Source organism: Hymenobacter properus (genome assembly GCF_015694735.1).
Lineage (GTDB): Bacteria > Bacteroidota > Bacteroidia > Cytophagales > Hymenobacteraceae > Hymenobacter > Hymenobacter properus.
The window spans coordinates 840,410-861,505 of record NZ_JADQDP010000002.1 but is presented as its reverse complement, the minus strand read 5'-3'; the positions used below and the strand labels follow the sequence as shown (position 1 = coordinate 861,505).

At 61.3% G+C, this 21,096-nt stretch carries 20 protein-coding genes; 14 read left to right on the top strand and 6 right to left on the bottom strand.

Translation table 11 applies throughout. From position 1 onward, the window contains the following. Window positions 1-22 precede the first annotated feature (22 nt). Window positions 23-649 (bottom strand): TMEM175 family protein, encoded by a 627-nt coding sequence (locus tag I2I01_RS09830; protein WP_196286266.1) that lies wholly within the window; start codon window positions 647-649, stop codon window positions 23-25. 852 nt (window positions 650-1,501) lie between these two features. On the opposite strand from I2I01_RS09830, the gene I2I01_RS09825 reads away from it, so the two are divergent. Together I2I01_RS09825 and I2I01_RS09820 are read left to right on the top strand one after the other, a co-directional pair. Next, complete coding sequence (locus I2I01_RS09825; protein ID WP_196286265.1) at window positions 1,502-2,059, top strand: DUF4468 domain-containing protein; 558 nt, start codon at window positions 1,502-1,504, stop codon at window positions 2,057-2,059. A 61-nt stretch (window positions 2,060-2,120) separates the two neighbouring features. Beyond that, complete coding sequence (locus I2I01_RS09820) at window positions 2,121-2,633, top strand: hypothetical protein (RefSeq protein ID WP_196286264.1); 513 nt, start codon at window positions 2,121-2,123, stop codon at window positions 2,631-2,633. Window positions 2,634-2,712: 79 nt separating this feature from the next. Here the strand turns inward: I2I01_RS09820 and I2I01_RS09815 are convergent, their stop codons facing one another. The 4 genes from I2I01_RS09815 to I2I01_RS09800 form a co-directional block, all read right to left on the bottom strand. Then, window positions 2,713-3,366: a DoxX family membrane protein gene (locus I2I01_RS09815; RefSeq protein WP_196286263.1), complete on the bottom strand. Its 654-nt coding sequence runs from the start codon at window positions 3,364-3,366 to the stop codon at window positions 2,713-2,715. Window positions 3,367-3,504: 138 nt separating this feature from the next. Continuing rightward, window positions 3,505-4,833, bottom strand: coding sequence for a PKD domain-containing protein (locus I2I01_RS09810; protein WP_196286262.1), 1,329 nt, complete (start codon window positions 4,831-4,833; stop codon window positions 3,505-3,507). A gap of 63 nt (window positions 4,834-4,896) precedes the next feature. Further along, window positions 4,897-5,667 carry a hypothetical protein gene (locus tag I2I01_RS09805; RefSeq protein ID WP_196286261.1) on the bottom strand — a complete coding sequence of 257 codons (771 nt, stop codon included), beginning with the start codon at window positions 5,665-5,667 and terminating at the stop codon, window positions 4,897-4,899. 168 nt (window positions 5,668-5,835) lie between these two features. Continuing rightward, window positions 5,836-6,333, bottom strand: a complete 498-nt coding sequence (locus tag I2I01_RS09800) for a lipocalin family protein (protein WP_196286260.1) — start codon at window positions 6,331-6,333, stop codon at window positions 5,836-5,838. 500 nt (window positions 6,334-6,833) lie between these two features. Between I2I01_RS09800 and I2I01_RS09795 the strand changes: the two genes are divergently transcribed. The 12 genes from I2I01_RS09795 (at window position 6,834) to I2I01_RS09740 (ending at window position 19,904) form a co-directional block, all read left to right on the top strand. Continuing rightward, on the top strand, window positions 6,834-7,955 hold the full coding sequence (locus I2I01_RS09795) for a sensor histidine kinase (protein ID WP_196286259.1): 1,122 nt from the start codon (window positions 6,834-6,836) through the stop codon (window positions 7,953-7,955). Further along, complete coding sequence (locus tag I2I01_RS09790; protein ID WP_196286258.1) at window positions 7,955-9,097, top strand: sensor histidine kinase; 1,143 nt, start codon at window positions 7,955-7,957, stop codon at window positions 9,095-9,097. Before I2I01_RS09795 ends, I2I01_RS09790 begins: the two co-directional genes overlap by 1 nt. 446 nt (window positions 9,098-9,543) lie before the next feature. Next, window positions 9,544-10,650, top strand: coding sequence for a sensor histidine kinase (locus I2I01_RS09785; RefSeq protein WP_196286257.1), 1,107 nt, complete (start codon window positions 9,544-9,546; stop codon window positions 10,648-10,650). After that, the gene (locus I2I01_RS09780; RefSeq protein WP_196286256.1) at window positions 10,647-11,432 is read left to right on the top strand and encodes a LytR/AlgR family response regulator transcription factor; all 786 of its coding nucleotides are present in this window, start codon (window positions 10,647-10,649) and stop codon (window positions 11,430-11,432) included. Before I2I01_RS09785 ends, I2I01_RS09780 begins: the two co-directional genes overlap by 4 nt. 173 nt (window positions 11,433-11,605) lie before the next feature. Further along, the gene (locus tag I2I01_RS09775) at window positions 11,606-12,691 is read left to right on the top strand and encodes a sensor histidine kinase (protein WP_211537891.1); all 1,086 of its coding nucleotides are present in this window, start codon (window positions 11,606-11,608) and stop codon (window positions 12,689-12,691) included. Window positions 12,692-12,820: 129 nt separating this feature from the next. Continuing rightward, entirely contained in the window at window positions 12,821-13,399 is a 579-nt protein-coding gene (locus I2I01_RS09770; RefSeq protein ID WP_196286255.1) for a Crp/Fnr family transcriptional regulator, read from the top strand. An 85-nt stretch (window positions 13,400-13,484) separates the two neighbouring features. Next, window positions 13,485-14,045 (top strand): DinB family protein, encoded by a 561-nt coding sequence (locus tag I2I01_RS09765; protein WP_196286254.1) that lies wholly within the window; start codon window positions 13,485-13,487, stop codon window positions 14,043-14,045. Window positions 14,046-14,509: 464 nt separating this feature from the next. Continuing rightward, window positions 14,510-15,376: a carboxypeptidase-like regulatory domain-containing protein gene (locus I2I01_RS09760; protein ID WP_196286253.1), complete on the top strand. Its 867-nt coding sequence runs from the start codon at window positions 14,510-14,512 to the stop codon at window positions 15,374-15,376. 41 nt (window positions 15,377-15,417) lie between these two features. Next, on the top strand, window positions 15,418-16,326 hold the full coding sequence (locus I2I01_RS09755) for a T9SS type A sorting domain-containing protein (protein WP_196286252.1): 909 nt from the start codon (window positions 15,418-15,420) through the stop codon (window positions 16,324-16,326). Between the two features lie 79 nt (window positions 16,327-16,405). After that, window positions 16,406-16,972, top strand: coding sequence for a DUF3575 domain-containing protein (locus I2I01_RS09750; protein WP_196286251.1), 567 nt, complete (start codon window positions 16,406-16,408; stop codon window positions 16,970-16,972). 768 nt (window positions 16,973-17,740) lie between these two features. Further along, the gene (locus I2I01_RS09745; RefSeq protein ID WP_211537890.1) at window positions 17,741-19,273 is read left to right on the top strand and encodes a DUF2271 domain-containing protein; all 1,533 of its coding nucleotides are present in this window, start codon (window positions 17,741-17,743) and stop codon (window positions 19,271-19,273) included. Then, the gene (locus I2I01_RS09740) at window positions 19,260-19,904 is read left to right on the top strand and encodes a PepSY-associated TM helix domain-containing protein (RefSeq protein ID WP_196286250.1); all 645 of its coding nucleotides are present in this window, start codon (window positions 19,260-19,262) and stop codon (window positions 19,902-19,904) included. Before I2I01_RS09745 ends, I2I01_RS09740 begins: the two co-directional genes overlap by 14 nt. A gap of 81 nt (window positions 19,905-19,985) precedes the next feature. On the opposite strand, the gene I2I01_RS09735 is transcribed toward I2I01_RS09740, so the two are convergent. Further along, window positions 19,986-20,993: a pectinesterase family protein gene (locus tag I2I01_RS09735; protein ID WP_196286249.1), complete on the bottom strand. Its 1,008-nt coding sequence runs from the start codon at window positions 20,991-20,993 to the stop codon at window positions 19,986-19,988. Between the last annotated feature and the right edge of the window lie 103 nt (window positions 20,994-21,096).

Genomic DNA, 21,096 nt, shown 5'->3' with positions numbered 1-21,096 from the left:
CCTAATGGTTTTCTGTGCATGCCTATTCCGGCGTTGGGTTTTCCTGTTTCATCCTTTTCTCACTCAGCCGCGGCAAGGCAAAGTAGACGTACAGCAGCACCACGGGGACGATGCTAAACGGAACGCTCCACCAGCAAACGAGCAAAGCCGCTAGGTGCAGCGCTGGGGCAATGGCGTATTCTTTGGTCAGCAGTCGAATGAGCCGCTTATCGGTCCCGTCTTGCACCAGTTCCTCCCGGCTGATGGCGTACCACCAGGTGCCATTGTAGAACAAAGTCATCAGCACCAACGTCCCGTGGTAAATCAAGGCGGCCGTCCGTTCGTCGGGGTGGCCGACCTGCCGGGCCAACAGCCCGGTGGTAAAGGATTGCAGGGTCACAAACAGCAAAAACAACGTATTGAGGAGCAGCAGGTACTGGTCCGTCTGCTTGATGTACACAAACATGTTGTGGTGGTTGGACCAGGCAATGCAGATGAAGAGAAAAGACGCCGCGAAGGCCGCGTAATGCGGCCAGAGCTTCGCCATCTCCTGCAGCAGGCCCGTTTCCGTGTCGGGCTTGGGCAGTTCGGTCGCCAGCAAGGTGGCCGCGATGGCCAGCACGGCGTCGCTGAAATATTCGAGTCGGTCCGTTGGTCGGTGGTTGTGCATACGAGTGGTTCAACAGTAAATGCCCCGAAACCCTAGAAGCCGCCCGTTAAGCGCCCAACCGCACCTCCATCATAGGTATGCGTACGGATTTAATATTTATTATACTTACTATACGTCCCTGCTCGATGGGTGGCCCGCGGTTTACTACGGATATTCGCCGGGACAAACCCCTAATCTTGGCGGCACGGGAATGCCCTTGCGCCTCGCGTGGCAAGGCGGGTGGTCGCCGCCCTGCGTGGGCGAACGCGCCTCTTCGTGCGCCCACACCCCGGACGGGCGCGGCGGGGGAAAAGCCCGGGGATGGCCGGGGGCGGCACCAGACGCGGGCCAGGCCCCGGCCCGTTGACGCACCCGTCCGGTCGTCGCCTCCCCTCAGGCCACACGAAATTGTCTTGTTCGGTAAGCTGAACGTTCGTTTACGAAAAGGGTGGTATATCTGACGCTGGTATCCTCAACGCGATTTGGTCGATTTTCTTCGGGGGACCCGTCAGGGGACCCGTCGCTTCTCTCCCTTATATCAGAACGCATCAGACTAGACAATAGCCTGCAGCGCGAACCGCCAAGGAGACCAGAGAAGGCTACTCTTATCTGTTCTCATCTAGCTCAATAGCCTATTTCTGGGCCTTATGCGACCACAGAAAAGGCCCTCACGCTAGCGTGAGGGCCTTTTTCGTTATATCCTGTGGCAGTTTCTATAGCAGAGAGGGCCGTTAATCTTTTGCGAGGCAATCCAGTCACGGCTGACAGGGGGTCCGAAACGTTATCTTTAAGTTTCCATTTTCCCGCCCTGCCCTGCGCGTCTTGGCGCTCTGCTTTTTACCAGAGTCAGTTCAACCGCCCGAATTAAATCCGATGAAATACATTCTATTCGCGCTAGCCTTACTCACAACCGCCCCCTCAGTTTACGCTCAGAAGGCGGGCACAACGGAAACTGCTCCTGCGTTGCCTATTGACCCCAATACGCACCTGATGACCTACACCGCCGTTGTTGAAGTCCCAGGTGCCACCAAAGACGAACTGTATGCCCGGGCGTTGGAGTGGATGGCTAAGACCTACCAGTCGGCCAATGATGTCGTGCAGTTGAAGGATAAAGCAGCCGGAGAAATCATTGCAAAAGGCGGCATACCGTTCTTCTTCAAGCACCAGCCTTGCGGCTACGTTGTGCATACCCAGACCCTTTTCGTGAAAGACGGCCGTTACAAATTTGTGATGACCGATTTTAAGCATGTCAATGTGCTGCCGGTGCGTGACTGGTCTATGGGGCCACTAGAGCAGCCCACTACGCCCAAAGGCTTTTTAAAGAGGGCATGGGCCGAGGTGCAGAGCACGACCGACGAAAAGGCGAAGGCAATGATTGCCAGCTTAGAACAAGCCATGCAAGCCAAAGGCAAAGCTGCCAGCGACTTCTAAATGCTGCTGATGAAGCATCAGCTACTGCGCGGCCAGTTCAACTGTTCTAACAAACATTTCTATGAAAGCACGACCGTTTTTTCCTTCGCTGGCAGTTGCGGCTTTGTTAGTATTGAGTGCCGGTTGTTCCAAAAAATCAGACCCCTACGCGCCCCCCAAAGTCGCTCCAAGCGCCGGTAGCTACGACCTTAACGGCCGCATCGCCAGCAGCGGCGCGGCGACGAGCCGCCAAATCACGGCGCAAGTGCGTACGGTCACCACTTCCGACAATTTAAACGACCAGCTAGAGGTACGCTTTACCACTACTCCCAAACCAGCCATCGGCGAAGAGCACCTCTTGCTCACCTTCATCAAAGGCAAAGACCAGCCCGCAACGGCATACCGTTACTTTAACGGAGCATACTACACCGATTTAGCGCCTTACGCCTTGTTCACCGACGACGTGGCCACGATTATGCCCACCAGCGACGGTGCTTTCTCGGGCATGTTTTCGGCCAAGTGTAGTTGGCAAGTAGGCACTCCCAGTCAAACGGATTACACCATCTACGGCACCTTCACCAACGCCAAACCCTAGGCTGCGCAGCCAGTTCATCAGGAACACGGGGCGCTACTAACCAGCTCGGGAGGCTAATCCATCGATGTGGGTTACGCTTTCAGGGCCTTTGGCGCAGCCTCCAGCCGGCTCCGGCCAGCAGCAACGCCCCGCCGCACATGATTGCCTTCATGAGCAGGAAAGATACCGGGTAGAGCAGGCTGCCGCCGATAATAACCCCCACGCCCAGCCACCAGAGCACTTCCACCGGCAGGGGGCCGGTTTGGAGCGGTACGGCCTGCAGGGCCACACCGGCCGGGGGATACAACAGGTACTTGAGGCGGTGGTAGTCGTGCAGGAGTAGTCCAACGGTGAGCACCAGGAAACCCGATACCAAAAAGGGCGTGCCCACCCAGTGCTGCGACCAGGTCAGGAAGATGATGTTAAGCCACATGGGCACCAGCAGCACCGCCCCCAGCAAGGCGAAGCGGCGCGTGAGCAGCAACACCCCAATGAGCAGTTGCGCCACCCCGATGAACTGGGCGAAAACCTCCAGGCCGTATTTCGCCAGAAAAGCATGATTCACGGGCGGCCCCATGATGCCCCGAATGTGATTGTCGGATAGCTTATAAAGGCCGCCCGTCAGCATGAGCGCCCCCAGTAGCAGCCGCGCGCCCAGCACGTAGAGGCGCCGCCACCAGCCGCCGGCCCGCAGCGCCACCCCCGTAGCCAGCGCGGGCAGCACAATCATTAGCGTGTACAGAAGGGTGCTCATAAAGCTGTTCATGAAAAGTGGTAGCAATACCGCTCTCGCCAGGCCTTTTGGGACCGGAAACGCCAAGTTGGTTTCGCAGGCAGTGCCAGACAAGCACTACCTGCGAAACCAACCTGTTGTGCTTATCAACCGGTCTTCTTAGTGAGTGGCGAAGTAAAGATTGGCCCAGCCCATCCACGCGCCCGGCAGCGTGTCGTGGTAGATGCCGCTCCAGTCGCCTTTCACGGGGCTGTTGAGGGTGCCGTTGCCGTTGGAATCGCCGCCGCGGCTGTCGTCTTTGAAGGAGGTGAAGGTCACGCCCGGGCCGGTGGCGTTGAGGAGCTGGCTCGGGCCGTCGCGCAGGGTCACTTCGCGGCCCGACGTGAACTTGAGCGTGACGTTGTTGCCTAGGCGCAGGGTTTTGCCCCTGGCGATGTCGATGTTGCTGATGTTGACGTAGGCCAGCTCGGTTTCGTCCCAGCCCACGTTGGGCTTGCTCACGTTGTTGTTCCACTCCGTCACGATGCCCTGGTACTGATTTTTCTCAGTGGCGTTGGCGGGGTTGTGGAAGGTGTTGGAGTCGTCGAGGTCGATGTTGGAGGTGATGGACAAGGGTCGGACGTTGTCGAAAAACGTGTTGTTCTGGATGACGGTGCCGGCCTGGGCCGAGTGCGCGTTGAGGGCCGCCGTGGTGATTACCGACACGTCGTCGCCGTTGTGGGCGAAGGTGCAGTTGGTGATGCTGGCCGCGCCGCCGTCGCAGAAGAGCGTGTTGCCGCCATTGCCGCCGTACATAAACTGGCAGTAAGCGAATTGCGAACCCGTGGTGGCGTTCAAATCCATGTAGCGCCAGTCTTTGCGGGCCGGGCCGGTGGCGGCACCGTTGGCATTGGAGTCGCCGCCGTGGGCGTCGTCGTGGTAAGACGTGAAGTAGATGGGCGCCGCGGCCGTGCCCTTGGCCACGAAGCGGCCGTTGCCGGTGAGGGCCAGCGCGGCGTTGGGCCCGAACTTCACCACCGTGCCGGGCTCGATGGTGAGGGTGTTGCTCACCATAATGCCCGAGTTCAGGTAGTACACGTTGCAGGCCGTCCAGGTGGTGGCGGTGGAGATGGAGGCCGTCACGGGCACCACGCCGCCGCAGCCCACGCTCACGCGCTGGCTGGTGGTGTCGGTGCCCGCGGCACTTTGGGCCGTGAGCTTTACGCGGTAGAAACCGGGCTGAGCGAAGCTGTGCGTCACCTGGGCATCGGCCTGGGTGCCGGTGGTGTTGTCGCCAAAATTCCAGGTGTAGGTGGTGGCGTTTTTCGACGTGTTCTGGAACGTGACCGGGCAGCCGGTTTGGCAGGCGCCGCCGGTATAGGTGAAGGCCGCCGTGGGCTTGGGCGTCGGCGCGGGTGTATCGGCGTCCTTTTTAGAGTCGCAGGAACTCAGCGACAGTGCGGCCGCAGCGGCCAGGAGTACGGAGAGGTGTTTTTTGCAGAAAGTCATAAGGGAGAGAAAGCTGAGGAGTATAGAATGCAGGCAGCCCCAAAGGCAGATACCGGGCATCAGTTAGAAGCGGGCGTTGAGGCCGAGCTTGAGGTAGCTCGTGTCGTTGCCGAGCTCGGCAAAGGCCCCGATGGCCTCCGAGAAGAAGTAGCGGACGCCCGCGAAGCTGTTCACTTCCACCTGGCTGCCGCTGTTGGTCTGGCTCTGGCTGAGCCCGCCGCCGTTGTAGCTGTCGGTATAAGACGCCACGCGCAGGCCCACGCCCAGGCCGGCGTAGGCGTCGAGGTGGGGGTTGTGGAAGCCGTAGTGAAAGGCGCCGCGAGCCCCAGCGTAGATGTTGCGCAGCGTAGCGCTTTCGCTGCCGTCTTTCCAGGTAATGCTCTTGTAACCCACCAGGGCGCCCACGCTGATGGCGCCGGGGCCGGCATTGCCCACACCGTACATGTAGCTCAGGCTCAGAGCAGGCGTTTGGGAGGTGTTGCTGCCGGTGGTGTAGTTGTAGCCCAGCCCGAAGCCCACGCCCAGGTTGAGGGCGCTGGAGCCTTTACTAAAGGAGCGGTCAGCCGCCTTTTTCAGCGACAGCGTTTTACCCAATGGCTCCGGGCTGCTGGTGCGGTCGGCTTCGGCAGGGCGGGCTACCGGTGCGGCGGCCACCGGGGCGGGCTGCGGCTGGGCAGCGGGCATAGCGGCGGGCTTGGGCGCAGGGGCAGCAGGGCGCTTAACGAGGGATTTGGCGGCTGGATGAGTAGCCGGGCGGGCGGCGGGGCGGGTTTGGGCCTGGGCCTGACCGGCCAGCAGGGCAGCCGCTAGGGCGAAAGTGAATATTTTTTTCATGACAGAAAAAAGGAAGGAGCAGTGGGGAGTGCAGCGATGAAATGGGCAAAAGCAGTGGCTGGCCCCAGCGGCGGGGCAGCATTTGGGGCGGCCGAAGTGAGCCTCCGGCCGCCCGCACCACGAAATGAATTGGATGAAAAATGCTGGGCCTATGCCGTGCGCCTAACCCTACTGCTTGGTGTAGGTGAGGGTGTAGGCCACGCTGGTGCCGGTGCCAATGCCGAACACGTCGTCGTTGGTGACCACCTTCAACTGGGTGTCGCTCACCTCGAGCACTTTCAGGTGCAGGGTGCCGCCGCTCACGGTCACGTTCACGTTGGTGTCGTTGCCGGATTTGGCGCTGGTCCAGGTGCCGGTGGTGGTTTGCGGGTCGTTGGTGTCGCACTTGCTGGCGCCTTCGTCCATCTTAAACTGACCGCTGGCTACGAACTGCTGGGTGTCGTCCTTGGTGCAGTTCGGCACGAAGGGGTAGATGTCGGTGACGATGGCGCCGGTGCTGGTTTGCAGGCCGGGGTTGGCGGTGATGGCCGTCATGCGCCACACATTGGCGCTGAGCAGCTGCTCGGTGGTTTTGGGCTGGGGGGCCGGGGTGTTTTCCGAGTCCTTTTTGCAGGCGGTGGCGAGCAGCGTGGCGGCGGAGAGGGCGAGGAGGGCGAAGCGTTTCATTGCAGAAAAAATGTGAGGGTGTGAAAAATGAGTTTGCAGAAAAAAGGTGTTAGTATGCAGGTTGTGAGCCAGCTACCCTTTTGGAGTGCATCAGTATGCAGCTCCGTTGGCCAGTTGACGATGCAAAGATTCCGGGCCGGGGCAGGGGTACCCAACGGCCCGTGCAGCCAATTGCAGTTTGTATGACATGAACCGGAATAATTAGGACTTCAACTGGCAGCAGCATTTCCTCAATTGCACTCAACTGACCTGCCACGGCACACCCGTCCCCTATTTCAATCTGAATGTCAGTGGTTTAATTCCGCCCAGCCTTACGTCTCCTTACTCTACGCACAGCGGTTCATGCAACTGGTCGCGCAGTTCGCGCGGCGGTTTGCACAGTTCACGCGCGAAATGGTGCAATCCATGCGGGCCGGAGGGTGATAACCCGAACAGTCCTTGTAATTTAGCTTCTGCACGCCCACTAGGCGCTCCATTTAATTTTGCCCGGTATTCTTAGCTTGCTTTCTGCCCCATCGGCCGTGCCGCGTGACCCGCTCCTGCTGCGCATCCTGCTGAAAGGCCTGCGGCCCAGCACGAGCCAGACTAGCCTCTACCGCTGGATTGCCACCGTGTGCGTGCCGGTGTATGGCTATGTGTATTTTGGGCAGCGCTACTTCGCCGACTGGCAAACCTTCCTCGGCGCGACGGCCATCCTGTACGTGCTGGCCGCCGCCTGCCTGGCGCCGCTCAACTACCTTACCGAGAGCGTTTTTCAGCGCTACCCCGAACCGCACCAAAGCCTGAAGCGCTTCGGCGCCTACGCCCTGGCCATGGGCCTGACCACCGGCCTCGGCACCTTTTTCACGATGTGGACTTTCAACGCCGTTCACCTCTTCGGCTACCGCTTCCAGGCTTCCGAGGCCTTTTGGGTAGTGGTATCGGTCATGATTTTCAACGTGTTTGTTGCGGCGCTCTTTGAAGTGTCGCTGGCGTTCAACCAGTGGCAAACCAACCAGCTGGCCGTCGAGCAACTGGAGCACCAGGAGCTGCGGGGCCAGCTCGACGTGGTGAAGCAGCAAATCAGCCCGCACTTTCTCTTCAACAGCCTCAACTCCCTGTCCGTCCTCATCGGCGAAGACCCGCAGCACGCCGAGCGGTTCGTGGACGAGATGGCCCAGGTGTACCGCTACCTGCTCCAGGCACACCGCCCCGGCCTGCTGCCCGGCCAGCCCAACCTCACCACCCTGGAGGCCGAGTTGCGCCACCTGCATTCCTACGCTTACCTGCTGCGCACCCGCTACGGCGCGGGCCTGGAGCTCGACATTGCGCCCCTGCCGGCCCTCGACCGGCAGCAGGCGAATGGGCTGCTGCCGCTGACGCTGCAAACGCTGGTCGACAACGCCATTCAATACAACGTGGTGTCGCCCACCCGGCCCCTGCGCATTGCCGTGGCCACCACAACAGCCGGCCAGGTGCGCGTGCACAACAACCGCCAGCGCCGCTCGGTGCGCGTGGCCAACTCGTCGGAAAGCCTAGGTGCCTTGCAGGCCCGCTACCAGGAACTGGGCTGCCCCAATGCCGTGCAGGTGGAGGCCGATGAGGCGCAGTTTTCGGTGGCGGTTCAATTGCTGGCGTCCTGATGCAAACCGCTCGACTTTCCTGGTTGGGGCGGTTCCGGTTCCGCCAGCACTGGCATCGCGTGCTGGTGCTGCCCTGGGCGGTGCCGCTCACGTGCCACCTCCTGGTGGGGCCGGCCTACCTGAGCCGGCCCGTGTCCTTCGTGGGGGCCACGCTGCTGATGGCTCTGCTGGTCGACCGCTGGTTTTGGGGGCTGAACCGGGCCACCAGCGCCGTGGTGCAGCGCTACCCCGACCTGCACCAAACCGGCCGCCGGGTGGTCGCCAACGTACTGGTGTGCCTGACCGTGTCGGCCTGCTTTCTGGTGGCCACGGTGGCGCTGTTTTCCTACCTGCACTTGTTCGGCACCACCATTTCGGTGGAGGAATTTTTTTCCACGGCTAAAGTGGTGCCCCGCACGCAGGAGTGGGTGTCGCGCACGCTGGGCATTTCGTTGAAGCCGACCCTGGTGCCGCTGCTGTTTTACGCCTTCGATTTGGTGGTGCTGCTGCTGGTGGTGCTCATGTACGAGGCGTTTTACCTGCTGGGGCAGTGGCAGGCCAGCAAAATTAACTTCGAGCAGCGCCGCAAGGCCAGCCTGCAGGGCCAGCTCCAGAGCCTGAAAAACCAGGTTAACCCGCATTTCCTGTTCAATACCCTCAACTCACTGTCGTCGCTCATTGCCGACGAGCCCCGCCGGGCCGAAGAATTTGTGGACGAGATGGCCAACGTGTACCGCTACCTGCTGCAAACCAACGAGCAGGAGCTCACGCCGCTGGCCGTGGAGCTGGCCTTTATTCAGTCGTATTTCCACCTGCTGAAAACCCGCCACGGCTCCGGCCTGCACCTACGCATCCGCGTTAAGGAGGAGTTTCTGGGCCACCGCCTGCCGCCCCTCACGCTGCAAATGCTGGTGGAAAACGCGGTGAAGCACAACGTCATCCAAACCCACAAGCCCCTGCTCATCGACATTGCCACCACCCCCGCCGGCGGGCTGCGCGTGCGCAACAACACCCAGCCCAAAAACACCCGCGTCGACTCCAACCACGTGGGCCTGGCCAACATTGCGGCCCGCTACCAGCTGCTGGCCCAAGCCATGCCGCTGGTGAAGGCCGACGCCGAACACTTCACCGTAACGGTGCCACTGCTGGCGCCGGCTACCTGAGCATTATTGGAGCGCACCACCAAGCAGTTGAGGCTGGCAAATTCGCAATTGATGCAACTGCAGCTTGAGCCCCGGTTTAAGCGCCTGCAACTTTGAAGCACGGTGGCCCTGAAACGCTTGTCTTGACCGCTAAACATTTATTTTTCATCTTTTTGACAATACCTGGCTGAACTCTTCAAACCACGCGAAGCCAGGTGCTCAGGCCATGTCGGCGGTGGACTAGCTCGCCACAGTTCAAGCGCCCTCCCCTACAATTCACGCACTGAACAGTGCAGCTCATGCGCCGACAGGTAGGATTCAACCGGCTCGGCATTCAATTTCGGGGGTTACGCGGCGGACGGGCCAAGGCCACAAATCCGCCCGTTTGGGCCCCGGTTTTCACTTGATTATCTTTCCCTCGCTACTCCTATTTCCTGGTGCTTTCGGCTCCTGAATTGTCCTTCGCCATGCCGCAGTTTCCGGCCCAGCTCAGTTCCCGCCTTCGTTGGGGTTTTGCCCTCACGATGCCGTGGTTTCTGGTGCTGTTCAGCTACTTGCTGGTGGGGCCGGCCTACTGGCATAGCCTGCGCACGTTTGCCGGGGCCACGCTGCTAAATCTGGTGCTGCTGTCGACTACCTTTCTGGCGCAAAACTGGGTGTCGGAGCGCATCAGCCAGCGCCTGCCGCGCTTCGAGCAGACGCTGTGGCGGGTGGGGCTCACGCTGCTGGCGCACGTGACGCTGTCGGGGGTGTTTCTGGCGATGGTGGCGGCGCTGTACATCCATTTTCGGCTGTTTGGCTCCACGGTGAGCTACCCAGCCCTGCTGAAAGTGTACACCCTGAACCTGATTGCGCTGGTGCTGGTCATCGGCCTCTACGAGTCGTTTCACGCCCTGAGCCAGTGGCGGCAGCAGCAAATGGACCGCGAAACGCTCAAGCGCGAAAACCTCAGCGGCCAGCTGCAGGGCCTGAAAAGCCAGGTCAGCCCGCACTTTCTGTTCAACAGCTTCAACTCTCTATCCTCCCTCATCGCCGATGAGCCCGCCAAGGCCGAGCAGTTCGTGGACGAGATGGCGCGGGTGTACCGCTACCTGCTGCAAAGCCACGGTCCCGCCCCCGGCCAGCCCGATAACGGCGCCGAGCGGCACGACGAGTTGACCACGCTGGACTGCGAGCTGGCCTTTATCGACTCTTATTACCACCTGCTGAAAACCCGCCACGGCCCCGGCCTGCACCTCAGCGTAAACGTGGAGCCCAGCCTGCGCCAGCACCGCCTGCCGCCGCTCACGCTGCAGCTGCTGGTGGAAAATGCCGTGAAGCACAACGTGATTCTGCCCCACCGGCCGCTGCTTATCGACATTGCCACCACCGCGCAGGGCCGGCTGCGGGTGCGCAACAACCTCCAGAAGAAAGCCGCCCGCGCGGGCGGCTTCGAGTCCACCGGCATCGGGCTGGCCAATATTCAGGCCCGCTACCAGCTCCTCACCCCCGCCGAACAGCCCGTCATCGAGGCCGATTCGAGCTATTTTACCGTCACCCTGCCCCTGCTGGCCACAACTCCCCCCAATTTATGAATGCCCTGATTGTTGAAGACGAAGAACTGGCCGTCCGCAAGCTGCGCAAGCTCTTGCAGGAAGTGGCCCCCGACCTGGCCGTGGAGGGCGTCACGGCCAGCATCGAAGACACGGTGGAGTGGTTTGAAGCGCGCCGCGCCGCCGGCCAGGCCGAGCCCGACTTGATTTTCCTGGACATCGAGCTGGCCGACGGGCAGAGCTTCGAGATTTTTGAGCGCACGCCCGTTCGCAGCACCGTCATCTTCACCACCAGCTACGACGAATACGCGCTGCAGGCCTTCAAAATCAACAGCATCGACTACCTGCTCAAACCCGTGCAGCGCGACGAGCTCAAGCGCAGCCTGCAGAAATACGAGGACCTGCGCGGCCCCGCCAACCCCGAAACCGCCGCCCTTAACATCGACAAGCTGCTGCAGCAGCTGCAGAAACAGGCGCCGCGCGAGTACCGCCAGCGCTTCCTGGTGCGGCAGGGCCAGCGCATGCTCTCCGTCGAAACCGGCGACATCGCCTATTTCTACACCGACGAGCGGTACAGCTTTTTCGGCACGCACACGGGCCAGAAATTCCTGGTCGACTACACCCTCGATGAATTGACCGAAGCGCTGGACCCGGCCCGCTTTTTCCGCATCAACCGCGGCATGCTTGTCACGCACCAGGCCGTGGACCAGATGCAGCCCTACTTCGGCAACCGCCTGGCCCTCACCCTGCGCCCGCACTTTGAGAAGGAGGCCCTTGTGAGCCGCGAGAAAGTGAGCGACTTCAAGACGTGGATGGGCAAATAGAACGTCATGCTGATTTTAGAATGTCATGCTGAGCGCAGCCGAAGCATCGCTACCGCAACACTAAACCCAAGCTATTGGATTACTTGCGCGGTAGCGATGCTTCGACTTCGCTCAGCATGACGTTTCTTTTTGCGCGCCGCATTACGTCCTGTATTACGCTACCTCAACCAAACATGCCTGAGCTGCGCCCCCGTTTTTTCTCCAAGCCGGAGTGGTGGTATCACCTCACCATGATGCCGTTGCTGTTTCCGCTCGGCAACTACTACCTGATGGGGGCTCGCTACTTTGGGGGATGGCGGCCGTTTGTGGCGGGCACGCTGTTGGTGGCAGTGCTGTACTGGTTTTCCGTGGTGGTGCTGACGGTGGCGGTGCGCTGGGCCGTGAGGCGGTTTCCGCACCTGTGGCAGGCCGTGCCGCGCACCATCACCATGTTGGCGCTGGTGGGCGGGCTCACGGCCGGGCTGGCCGTGCTCGACGTGTGGGTATACAGCCTGGTGCCGGCCACCGGCGTGCGCTTTACGAGGGCGGCGGTAGAGCCCATTTTGGTGCTGGGCGCGTTGTTCGCTGTGTTTTTGTGCTTGGCCCTAAGCATCTTCTACTCCTACGGCCAGTGGGACCGCCACCAGGCCGACAACGATGAGCTGAAGCGGGCCAACCTCCAGCACCAGTTCGATACGCTGAAGCGCCAGCTCAACCCGCACTTTCTCTTCAACAGCCTCAATTCCTTATCGCTGCTGATTGGCGAAGACCCCGCCCAGGCCGAACAGTTTGTGGACGACCTGGCCCGCGTGTACCGCTACCTGCTGCAAGCCGGCCCCAACGCCCGCCCGCGCACGGCCGCCGATGCTGCGCACGAACTGGTGCCTTTGCAGGGCGAGCTCGCGTTTATTCGTACCTACGCCTCGCTGCTGCGCGCCCGCTACGGTGACGGCCTGCGCATCAACGTGTGGGTGCCGCCGGGCTTTGCCACCCACTACCTGCCCCACCTGAGCCTGCAAGCCGTCATCGACCACGTGATTCAGCACAACGTGATGCTGCCGAAAACACCGCTCGTCATCACCATCACGGCGCACAGCGAGGGACTACTGCGCATTCAGCACAACCGCCAGCAGAAAACCATCCGCCTGGAAACCAACCAAAATGGCTTTGCGCAGCTGGAAACCAAATACCACCTGCTCGGCCAACAGCGCCTGCGCGTGGAACAGACCGAACAGCACACCGCCGTGCTGCTCCCGCTGCTGAATAGCTGTGAACTGTAAGCTGGGAATAAAGAACGTCATGCAGAGCGCAGCGAAGCATCTTTACCGCAGCAGTAAATGATTACGTTGTTAGGTAAAGATGCTTCGCTGCGCTCTGCATGACCGTTCTTGCCATAACACTACCCTTTCATGCCTGCTCCCGACGCCCGCACCTTACTCACCGCTTTGCTCAGCCAGATTCCTGGCTTAAGCCCAGAGGAAGTAGCCGATTTTGCTGCGCGCTGGGACCAATCCATCCTATTGCGGCGCAACGACTTTCTGGTGCAGCCCGGGCAGGCGGAACAGCGGCTGTGCTTTGTGCGGCACGGATTGCTGCGCATTTACTACCCCACCACGCCGGGCGAGGAAACCTGCGTGGGCTTCGGGCACGCCAACTCGCTGTTGTGTTCGTTTCCATCGTTCGTGACGGGGCAGCCGTCGGAATACGCCATTCAGGCCTTGCGGCAGAGCGAGCTGCTGGCCATCGGGCGGGCTGATTTTCTGGATTTTGTGGAAAGCTGCCCGGCCTTTGCCCGATTCTGGCGCGCGGAGCTGGAAAAGGCCCTTGTGGGCCGCATGGAGCACGAAATCGACCTGCTGCTGCCCGAGCCGGCCCAAAGGCTGGCGCGTCTGCGGCAGCGCAACCCGCGCATCTTCCAGGTGGTGCCGCGCAAGTACCTGGCCTCCTACCTGCGCATGACGCCCGAAACGCTGAGCCGACTGCGCTAATTCTTGATTCCGGTCAAGGTTTTGCGGTGGGTGAGGGCCAGAACTTTGCAGCAGTTAATCAACTTTTTCTGCACCCTCCATCCTCATGCAAACCGCTCCTTTCCTCGCCGCCCTCGAAGCCGCTGTAGCCGACCTGCGCGCCACCGCTCAAACCGATTTCGCCAAGCTCGATGTGGCCCTGCTCAACCAGCGGCCCGCGCCCGCCAGCTGGAGCATTCTCGAATGCCTTGAGCACCTGAACCGCTACAGCCGCTACTACAACGCTGCTTTTGCCAAAGCCCTGGGTCGGCCCGCCGCCGCCACATCGGCCGAGGTCGCCTACACCTGGCTGGGCCGCAAATCGGTGGACATGATGCGGCCCACCAACGCTAAGAAGAGCAGCACGCTCAAGCACCTGAACCCGCTGGGCAGCCGCCTGGGCCTCGAAGTCCTGACTGAGTTTGACCAACACCAGGCCCGACTGCTGGAGCTGCTGGCTCAGGCCCGCCACACCGACCTCAACCGCAAGGCCATGCCTGTGGAGTTTTTCCGGCTGCTGAAACTGCGGCTGGGCGAGGCACTCGAATTCGTGGTAGTGCATCAGCAACGCCACCTGCAGCAGGCGCAGCGCGTGCAAGCCGGCCTGCGCGTCGAGCTGGCCTGCTGATTTCTGAGTGTGCGCTCCCAAAATGCGGAGCTTCTTCAACTTCTCAGCACAGGCACGGCCCGTAAGGCGGACCAAAACCTTAGCCAAAGGGGGCCCAGCACATGGGCCTGCCGCCCACCGGCTGCGGCCACTGCCCGGCCCGAGCCCAAGCCGACCCAGCTGACCATGCCCAAAAGCTGGCTGAGCCGCTAAATCTATGCTGCTGAATTGCGGGCAGCAGGGCACGGGCTGCCGTTTGCCTCAAAGCGCCAATTTTGCTTTTCACTTAACGATATTATTTGCACAGTACAGGGAAAGTTTTTGACAATTCACGCAGAAATGGGTGGTGCGACGAGTGCACTTCGGGGAGCTTTGTACAGGATTTACGCAGCGCATTAGCGGCATAGTGATTCCGCTAGCTGCTTAAAACCAGCCTGGTGCAGCTTCCCCCAACGCCTCTTCTCACTCTCTTTTCTGCAAACTTCATGTTCAACTTTCCCTCATTCCGCACCCTGACTGTGCTGCTCGCTGGCAGCAGCCTCTCGCTGGCCGCCTGCACCCATACCGGCGACCCGGCCCCTAGCCCTTCTGGCGGCAACACCGGCGGCAGTGGCAGCCAGGCGGCCTACACCGTGGCCGGCGTGGTGCTCGACACCAAAGGCCAGCCCGTGGCCGGCGCCCTGGTGCGCGCCGAAAACGACGTGACCCACAGCCAGGCCGAAGTGCACACCGATGCCACCGGCCATTACACCATGCCAAAGCTAGAATTCGGCGGCTGGAAAATCTATGCCTGGAAGGAAACCACCTACAAAGGCCAGGCCTACACCCTGCGCATGGGCATGCCCAACGCCGCTGACTACGACGCCTTCTCGACCACGGCCCAAGGCACGGTGCGCAACTTCCGGTGGCAGCTCAGCGGCCGCATCCCCGACCGTCCCATCTCCTCCATGTCGCCGGGCGCGGGCTACTTCGGCGGGGCTTTCCGCTTTGGCACGCTCGATTCGAATTTTAACTCCCTGCCCGCCGGCACCGAAGTCACCGTGACGCTCACGCCGGTGGCCGGCGCCACCTTGTTCGACGGCAGCGCCCCGCAGGTTATCCAAAAATCTTTCACGGTGGTGAACGCCTCGCCGGCCCAGTACAACTACTGGCTCACCGACATCCCGCAGTGCGAGTACCGCATCACGGCCCAAAGCAACTTCAACGGCATCACCAAAGCCTTGACGCTGAGCGCCGACCTGGCGGCGCCCTACCAAACCGCACTGCCCGGCAACTACTTCAAATCGAGCGGCAGCGGCAGCTACGAAAGCGGCCTGGGCGAGCCCCAGATTCCGGTCATCTACCTGCGCTAATCCTGCAGTTTCCATCCTCCCACACCTTTTTCTGCATTCTTATGAAACGCTTTTGCATCCTGCTGGCACTGCTCATTGTGGGCGCCCGCAGCCACGCCCAGACGGTGCCGAACGGCAACCTCGAAACCTGGCCCACGGCCAACCACGCCCAGAACTGGCAAACCACCGACGACATTTTGCAGGCCGTTATAGGCATTCCATTTGCCACCGGCACCACCAGCAAAACGACCGATAAGTACGCCGGCAGCTTTGCCGCCCGGCTCGAAACCAAGTCCATGCTGGGGTCCTCCGCCATTCCGGGCTCCCTGGTGCTGGGCACCGGCCCGCTGAACCCCGCGCTCGACAACCTTGGCGGCATGCCATATACGGGCCACCCCGCTGCACTGCAGCTGCGCTACAAACTGAGCGGCCCCGCCCTGGCCACGGATTCGGCCTTCGCCGGCGTCACCCTCACGCGCCGGGCCAACGGCCGCACCGAAGTGGTGGCCTCGGGCTTTCTCTTCCTGCTGCAACCCGCGGCTGCTTACACCCTGGCCACCGTACCGCTGCAATACGCCTCAAACGCGGCTCCCGACTCGGTTTACATCATGATTGCCTCGGGCTCGAGCAGCAACCTGACCGTGGGCACCGCCCTCACCGTCGACAACATCGAGCTGACGGGCAGCGCTTTGGCTAGCCGGGCCGAAACCGCCGCGGCCGCCAGCCTCTCGGTGTTTCCCAATCCCAGCGCCGACGGCCTGTTCACCCTGGCCGCGCCCCAGGAGCCGGCCCTATTGCAAGCCCCTGTGACAGTGCACGACCTCACGGGCCGCCTCGTGCTCACCGCCCCTGCCGCGGCGCCGGGCGCCGCCAGCCGCACCATCAGCCTGCGCGGCCAGCCCGCGGGCGTGTACACAGTGCGCCTCGAAACTCCGCACGGCCTTATCACACGGCGCTTGACGTTGCAATAGGCTCATCTACAGCATTTTTCTACAGCTTTTTCTACACCATTTTCTGCAACCAAGTACCCACTTCCATTCTGTTTCACTCATGAAAAAAGCTTTGTTGGCCCTCCTCCCGCTGTTTGGCCTCAGCACCGCGGCTTCGGCCCAAACCAATGCGCTGAAAGTAAATATTCTGAGCCCGCTGGTCCGCACCGGCTCCTTTTTCATCGAGCACAAGGTGAACGAGCATCAGAGCGTGCAGCTCGGCGGCCTGTTCACCGCCTGGAGCGCGGGCGATACCAAAATCACCGGCTTTGCGCTCACCCCCGAGTATCGGTTTTACCTCTCCGATAGCAAGACGGCGCTTGAGGGCTTTTACCTGGCTCCCTTCCTGCGCTACCAGAACCTAACCCTCACCGCCGTGGACGGCTTCGAGGACCCCTACGGCAACACTTCCGATGGCAAGGCGACGCTCAATACCGTGGGCGGTGGCATGCTGGCCGGCTACCAGTTTGTGTTTAAGCGCCGCTTCACCCTCGACGGCTTCCTGGGCCCTTCCTACAATGGCGGCTCGCTCACGCTGCAAGCCGGCGACGCCAGTCATTCATTCGATGCCGGCCCTTTCAAGGGGTTTGGCTTGCGCAGCGGCATCACCTTTGGCGTAGCCTTCTAAGCGAATCCGCCTGTCTACGAGCTTTAAAAGCCCGTTCTGTTGACGTTAGCAGAACGGGCTTTTTGGCTTTGCTTTACGCGGTTTTCACCCCTCTCCTGTCCTTTCTAATGCCAACGCCCGATGCTTCCACCTTCTTCTCGCTGGCTCTTTTCTAGCCACAGGGCGTTGTTGGTTTTGAAGTCGTGCGAGTGGCAGTCGTAGCACTTGTAGTGGCCAACCACGAGGTATCGGCCGAAGGCTGCAGCATTGATTCCTGCAGGGTTTGGCCCCTCTTGTTAGATGACTAGAATTAGGGCACCCGTCGGGAGACCGGTGGCTTTTCTTCACTAAATGCAGGACGTATTAGATTAGATAATCAGCTACCAAATAGACGGCCAAAGAGTCAAGAGAGGGCTAATCTTAACTATTTTCATCCAGCTGAATAGCTAATTTCCGAGCCTTATACGACCACAGAAAAAGGCTCTCGTGGCAGCTTGATGGCCTTTTCCATTCACGCCATATTGCTCCGATTTATCCGCTTAGCAGCATGGTTTAATGACCTTGGCGAATCCATGGAGTTAAAGCTCAGCGGCCCCTGCACTTATAAGCTGGCGCAAATGCGGTTTCGCGCTTGTTTACTAACCGTGCAAACTCCCTGGCTCGTCTTTTGCGAAGGGCCATTTTGTGGCGTTATTTGGCCGTGGGGTTGCCTTGCTTGCATGATAAAAGCAAGCCTCTCGCGCTGAATGGCCTTACCGCTGGCCGTATCCTAAACCGACTATTTTCAAGATGTCCTTCTCCTTTGCAAACCGCGCCGCCGGTTTTCTGCTGCCACTGGCCGTGCTCGGCAGCCTCGCTTTTCTGCCCCACCGGGCCAGCAAGCTTTATGTGTCGGACTATGAGAACGTGCTGGGCACCTCGCTCGAAATCAAGTTGGACGCCGACGCGGAAGCCCACGCCGCCCAGTCCGAAAGCGCCGCGCTGCGCGAGGTAGACCGCCTGAACAAAATCCTGAGCGGTTACGACGCCAACAGCGAGTTCAGCCGCTGGCTGCGGGCCGGCAAGGCACCGGTGGCCGTGTCGCCGGAGCTATACGAGGTGCTTTCGCTGTTTGAGCAGTGGCGCCTGAAAAGCGGTGGCGCCCTCGATGCTTCGGCCGAAACCGTGGGCCAGCTCTGGCGCGATGCCGCCAAGCAACACCGCCAGCCCACGGCCGACGAGATTGCCGCGGCCGTGGCCACCGTGCACCAGCAGCACTATGTGCTGAACGCCCAAAACCACACGGCCCAGCGCCTCACCGACGCGCCACTGCGGCTGAACTCCTTCGCCAAAAGCTATATCATGAACAAGGCGGCGGAGGCGGCCCTGGCCACGCCCGGCGTGAGCGGCTTGGTGGTGAACATCGGCGGCGACATCCTAGTGCGGGGCGCGCACACCGAGCAGGTTGCGGTGAGCAACCCTAAAGCCGACGCCGAAAACGACCTGCCCGTGGCGCAGCTGCAGGTGAGCGGCAAAACCATTGCCACCAGCGGCAACTACCGCCGCGGCGAGCTGATTGGCGGGCGCTGGTACTCCCACATCGTCGACCCGCGCACGGGCCGGCCTGCCCGCGAGGTCATCAGCGCCACCGTGGCGGCCGATAATGCCACTGATGCCGGCGCTCTGGCCACGGCCCTGAATGTGCTGCCGACTGCGGAAGGCGAGGCCCTGGTGGCCGCCGTGCCCGGGGCCGAGTATATGCTTCTCACCGCCGACGGCCGCCGCCTGGAAAGCGCCGGCTGGAAAAAGCTGGAGCTGCCCGCCACCAAGCCCGCCGCCAAAACGCCCGCCACGGTGACCAAAGACAAGCCCTGGAACCCCGACTACGAAGTGGCCGTGAACCTGGAGCTGGCCACCATTGAGGGCATGCGCGTGCACCGGCCCTTCGTGGCCGTGTGGGTGGTGGACGAGAAGAAGCAACCCGTGCGCCAGATAGCGTTGTGGTATAACAAGCCCCGCTGGCTGGATGACATGCGCTTCTGGTACGCCACCTACTACACCCAGTTTTCGGCCGCCGGCAGCCCGCTCAGCTCCACCACCAGCGCCACCCGCTCGCCAGGCAAGTACACCCTGAAATGGGACGGCAAGGACGACAAAGGCAACCTCGTGCCCCAGGGCAATTACACGCTGTTCATTGAAGTGGCCCGCGAGCACGGCACCCACCAGCTGCTGAAGCAGGACCTGAGTATCAAGAAGCAGCCGCTGCACTTCGACCTGCCGGCCAACACCGAGGTAGCTTCGGCGTCGGTAGACTTCCGCAAAAAGGCGAATGACAAGCAATAAGGAACCGCAGAATGCCAGCGCGCCCGGCAAGCACAAGCACGTATGGAAAAAACGTGGGGCGGCGTGGTCGCGCTGGCTGCACCTGTACCTGTCGATGCTCAGCTTCGCGGTGGTGCTGTTCTTCGCCGTCACGGGCCTCACACTGAACCATGCCGAGTGGTTTGACGGGCAGCAGGCCGAGAACAAACGCACCGGCACCCTACCCGCCGCCTGGGTGAACGCGCCGGATACGGCCCGCATTCGCAAGCTGGAAATCGTGGAGCTTTTTCGCAGCAAATACGGCGTGAAAGGCGCTGTGAGCGACTTCCTGGTGGAGGACGACCAGTGCTCGGTGTCATTCAAAGGCCCCGGCTACAGTGCCGATGCCTTCATCAACCGCCCCGACGGCACCTTTAAGCTCACGGAGCTGCGCCTGGGCTGGGTGGCCGTGCTCAACGACCTGCACAAGGGCCGCGACAGCGGCCCGGGCTGGAGCTGGCTCATCGACATCTCGGCCGTTTTCCTGACGGTAGTGTCGCTGAGCGGGTTGGCGATGCTGTTTTTCCTTAAGAACAAGCGAGTGAAAGGCCTGGTGGTGGGCCTCGTCGGCGGCATCGTCTGCTACCTGCTATACTGGCTGCTAGTGCCGTGAGGCGAACGGGCCGCCTCAGTAGTAGCGGGAGCTTCTGCTGAAACGAAAAGCCCCGACGCTGCATAGCGTCGGGGCTTTTTGCTATTTCTGAGCAGGCTCCCAGGCCTGCGTGCCGCCGAAAATGGTTTTGAGCGTGTATTGCCTGGCTTGTTTGGCGGTGAGCTGGTGCGCCCATTTCACCCGGTCTTTGGCGTTGGCGCCGGGGCCTCGAGAGTTGAATTCGGCGTAGTAGGCCGTCTGCTCGTTGCTGGGGGCGTGCCAGTTGTCCCAGCCGGCGGGGGTGATGTGGGCGCCCATATCCGTGTTTAGGAAAACCGTGTTGGAGTGGGGGCGCCAGGGCCGGCCCAGGTAGACTTTGGTGGCTTCAGGCGCGGCCGTGAGGGTGCAGCCGAGGAACACGAAGCCGAATTTCTGGCGCGGTGAGGTGGAGGCGGCGGTGATGTAGGAATTGGTTTTGCTGAAGATGGTGCAACGGTCGAACACGGCCGTGCTGCCGCCGAAAATGAAGTCGGTGGTGCCTTCGATGTAGCAGTCCTGGTAGTACTGCCGGCTGTTTTCCACGGCCGGAAACAGCGTGTCCTGGTTGCCGAGCATGCGGCAGTGGCGGAAGGTGGCGCGGTCGCCTTCCACGTGCAGGGCCACGGCCTGGCCCACGCGACCGGCCGAGTTCTCGAAGGTGATGTTTTCGGCCGTGAAGTCGTTGGCCTGCACCCGCGCCGTGGAGGAACTGTAGGTGCTGTGCTTGGCGGCATCGCCGGAGTAGTCGCCAAAGGTGATGACGACGCCCTCGCGGCTCTCACCCAGCAGGGTGATGTTGGTTTTCTGCGAGGGCACAAGCAACTTCTCCTTGTAGGTGCCATTCTTGATGAAGATGGTGGCCGTGACCTGCATGAAATCGCGCACGGCCATCACGGCTTCCTGCACGGTGCGGTAGTCGCCCGAGCCATCGGCCGCCACCGTCAGGCGGATGGGCACGAGGAAGGTTTCTTTCTTAGCAGGTTCGGCTGGGGCAGGCGGGGCTGTCTGGGCAAAAAGGCTTTGACTGGCTAAAAGCAGGCTACCGGCCAGTAGAAAGCGGCGAGAATTCATAGCGGATAAATGAGGGAGAAACGGCCACAAAGCCGCTACTTGTGAAACTGAGTGGCAAGTAGCGTCACGCGGCGCGAACCGCCGCGCGCAGAGCCGTGCAGAA

Coding starts and splice junctions, on each gene's coding strand:
- I2I01_RS09825 (WP_196286265.1), top strand. CDS start 1,502: ATGAAATACATTCTATTCGCGCTAGCCTTACTCACAACCGCCCCCTCA.
- I2I01_RS09775 (WP_211537891.1), top strand. CDS start 11,606: ATGCCTGAGCTGCGCCCCCGTTTTTTCTCCAAGCCGGAGTGGTGGTAT.
- I2I01_RS09815 (WP_196286263.1), bottom strand. CDS start 3,366: ATGAGCACCCTTCTGTACACGCTAATGATTGTGCTGCCCGCGCTGGCT.
- I2I01_RS09790 (WP_196286258.1), top strand. CDS start 7,955: ATGCAAACCGCTCGACTTTCCTGGTTGGGGCGGTTCCGGTTCCGCCAG.
- I2I01_RS09740 (WP_196286250.1), top strand. CDS start 19,260: ATGACAAGCAATAAGGAACCGCAGAATGCCAGCGCGCCCGGCAAGCAC.
- I2I01_RS09745 (WP_211537890.1), top strand. CDS start 17,741: ATGTCCTTCTCCTTTGCAAACCGCGCCGCCGGTTTTCTGCTGCCACTG.
- I2I01_RS09770 (WP_196286255.1), top strand. CDS start 12,821: ATGCCTGCTCCCGACGCCCGCACCTTACTCACCGCTTTGCTCAGCCAG.
- I2I01_RS09760 (WP_196286253.1), top strand. CDS start 14,510: ATGTTCAACTTTCCCTCATTCCGCACCCTGACTGTGCTGCTCGCTGGC.
- I2I01_RS09830 (WP_196286266.1), bottom strand. CDS start 649: ATGCACAACCACCGACCAACGGACCGACTCGAATATTTCAGCGACGCC.
- I2I01_RS09820 (WP_196286264.1), top strand. CDS start 2,121: ATGAAAGCACGACCGTTTTTTCCTTCGCTGGCAGTTGCGGCTTTGTTA.
- I2I01_RS09780 (WP_196286256.1), top strand. CDS start 10,647: ATGAATGCCCTGATTGTTGAAGACGAAGAACTGGCCGTCCGCAAGCTG.
- I2I01_RS09755 (WP_196286252.1), top strand. CDS start 15,418: ATGAAACGCTTTTGCATCCTGCTGGCACTGCTCATTGTGGGCGCCCGC.
- I2I01_RS09810 (WP_196286262.1), bottom strand. CDS start 4,833: ATGACTTTCTGCAAAAAACACCTCTCCGTACTCCTGGCCGCTGCGGCC.
- I2I01_RS09785 (WP_196286257.1), top strand. CDS start 9,544: ATGCCGCAGTTTCCGGCCCAGCTCAGTTCCCGCCTTCGTTGGGGTTTT.
- I2I01_RS09750 (WP_196286251.1), top strand. CDS start 16,406: ATGAAAAAAGCTTTGTTGGCCCTCCTCCCGCTGTTTGGCCTCAGCACC.
- I2I01_RS09735 (WP_196286249.1), bottom strand. CDS start 20,993: ATGAATTCTCGCCGCTTTCTACTGGCCGGTAGCCTGCTTTTAGCCAGT.
- I2I01_RS09800 (WP_196286260.1), bottom strand. CDS start 6,333: ATGAAACGCTTCGCCCTCCTCGCCCTCTCCGCCGCCACGCTGCTCGCC.
- I2I01_RS09805 (WP_196286261.1), bottom strand. CDS start 5,667: ATGAAAAAAATATTCACTTTCGCCCTAGCGGCTGCCCTGCTGGCCGGT.
- I2I01_RS09765 (WP_196286254.1), top strand. CDS start 13,485: ATGCAAACCGCTCCTTTCCTCGCCGCCCTCGAAGCCGCTGTAGCCGAC.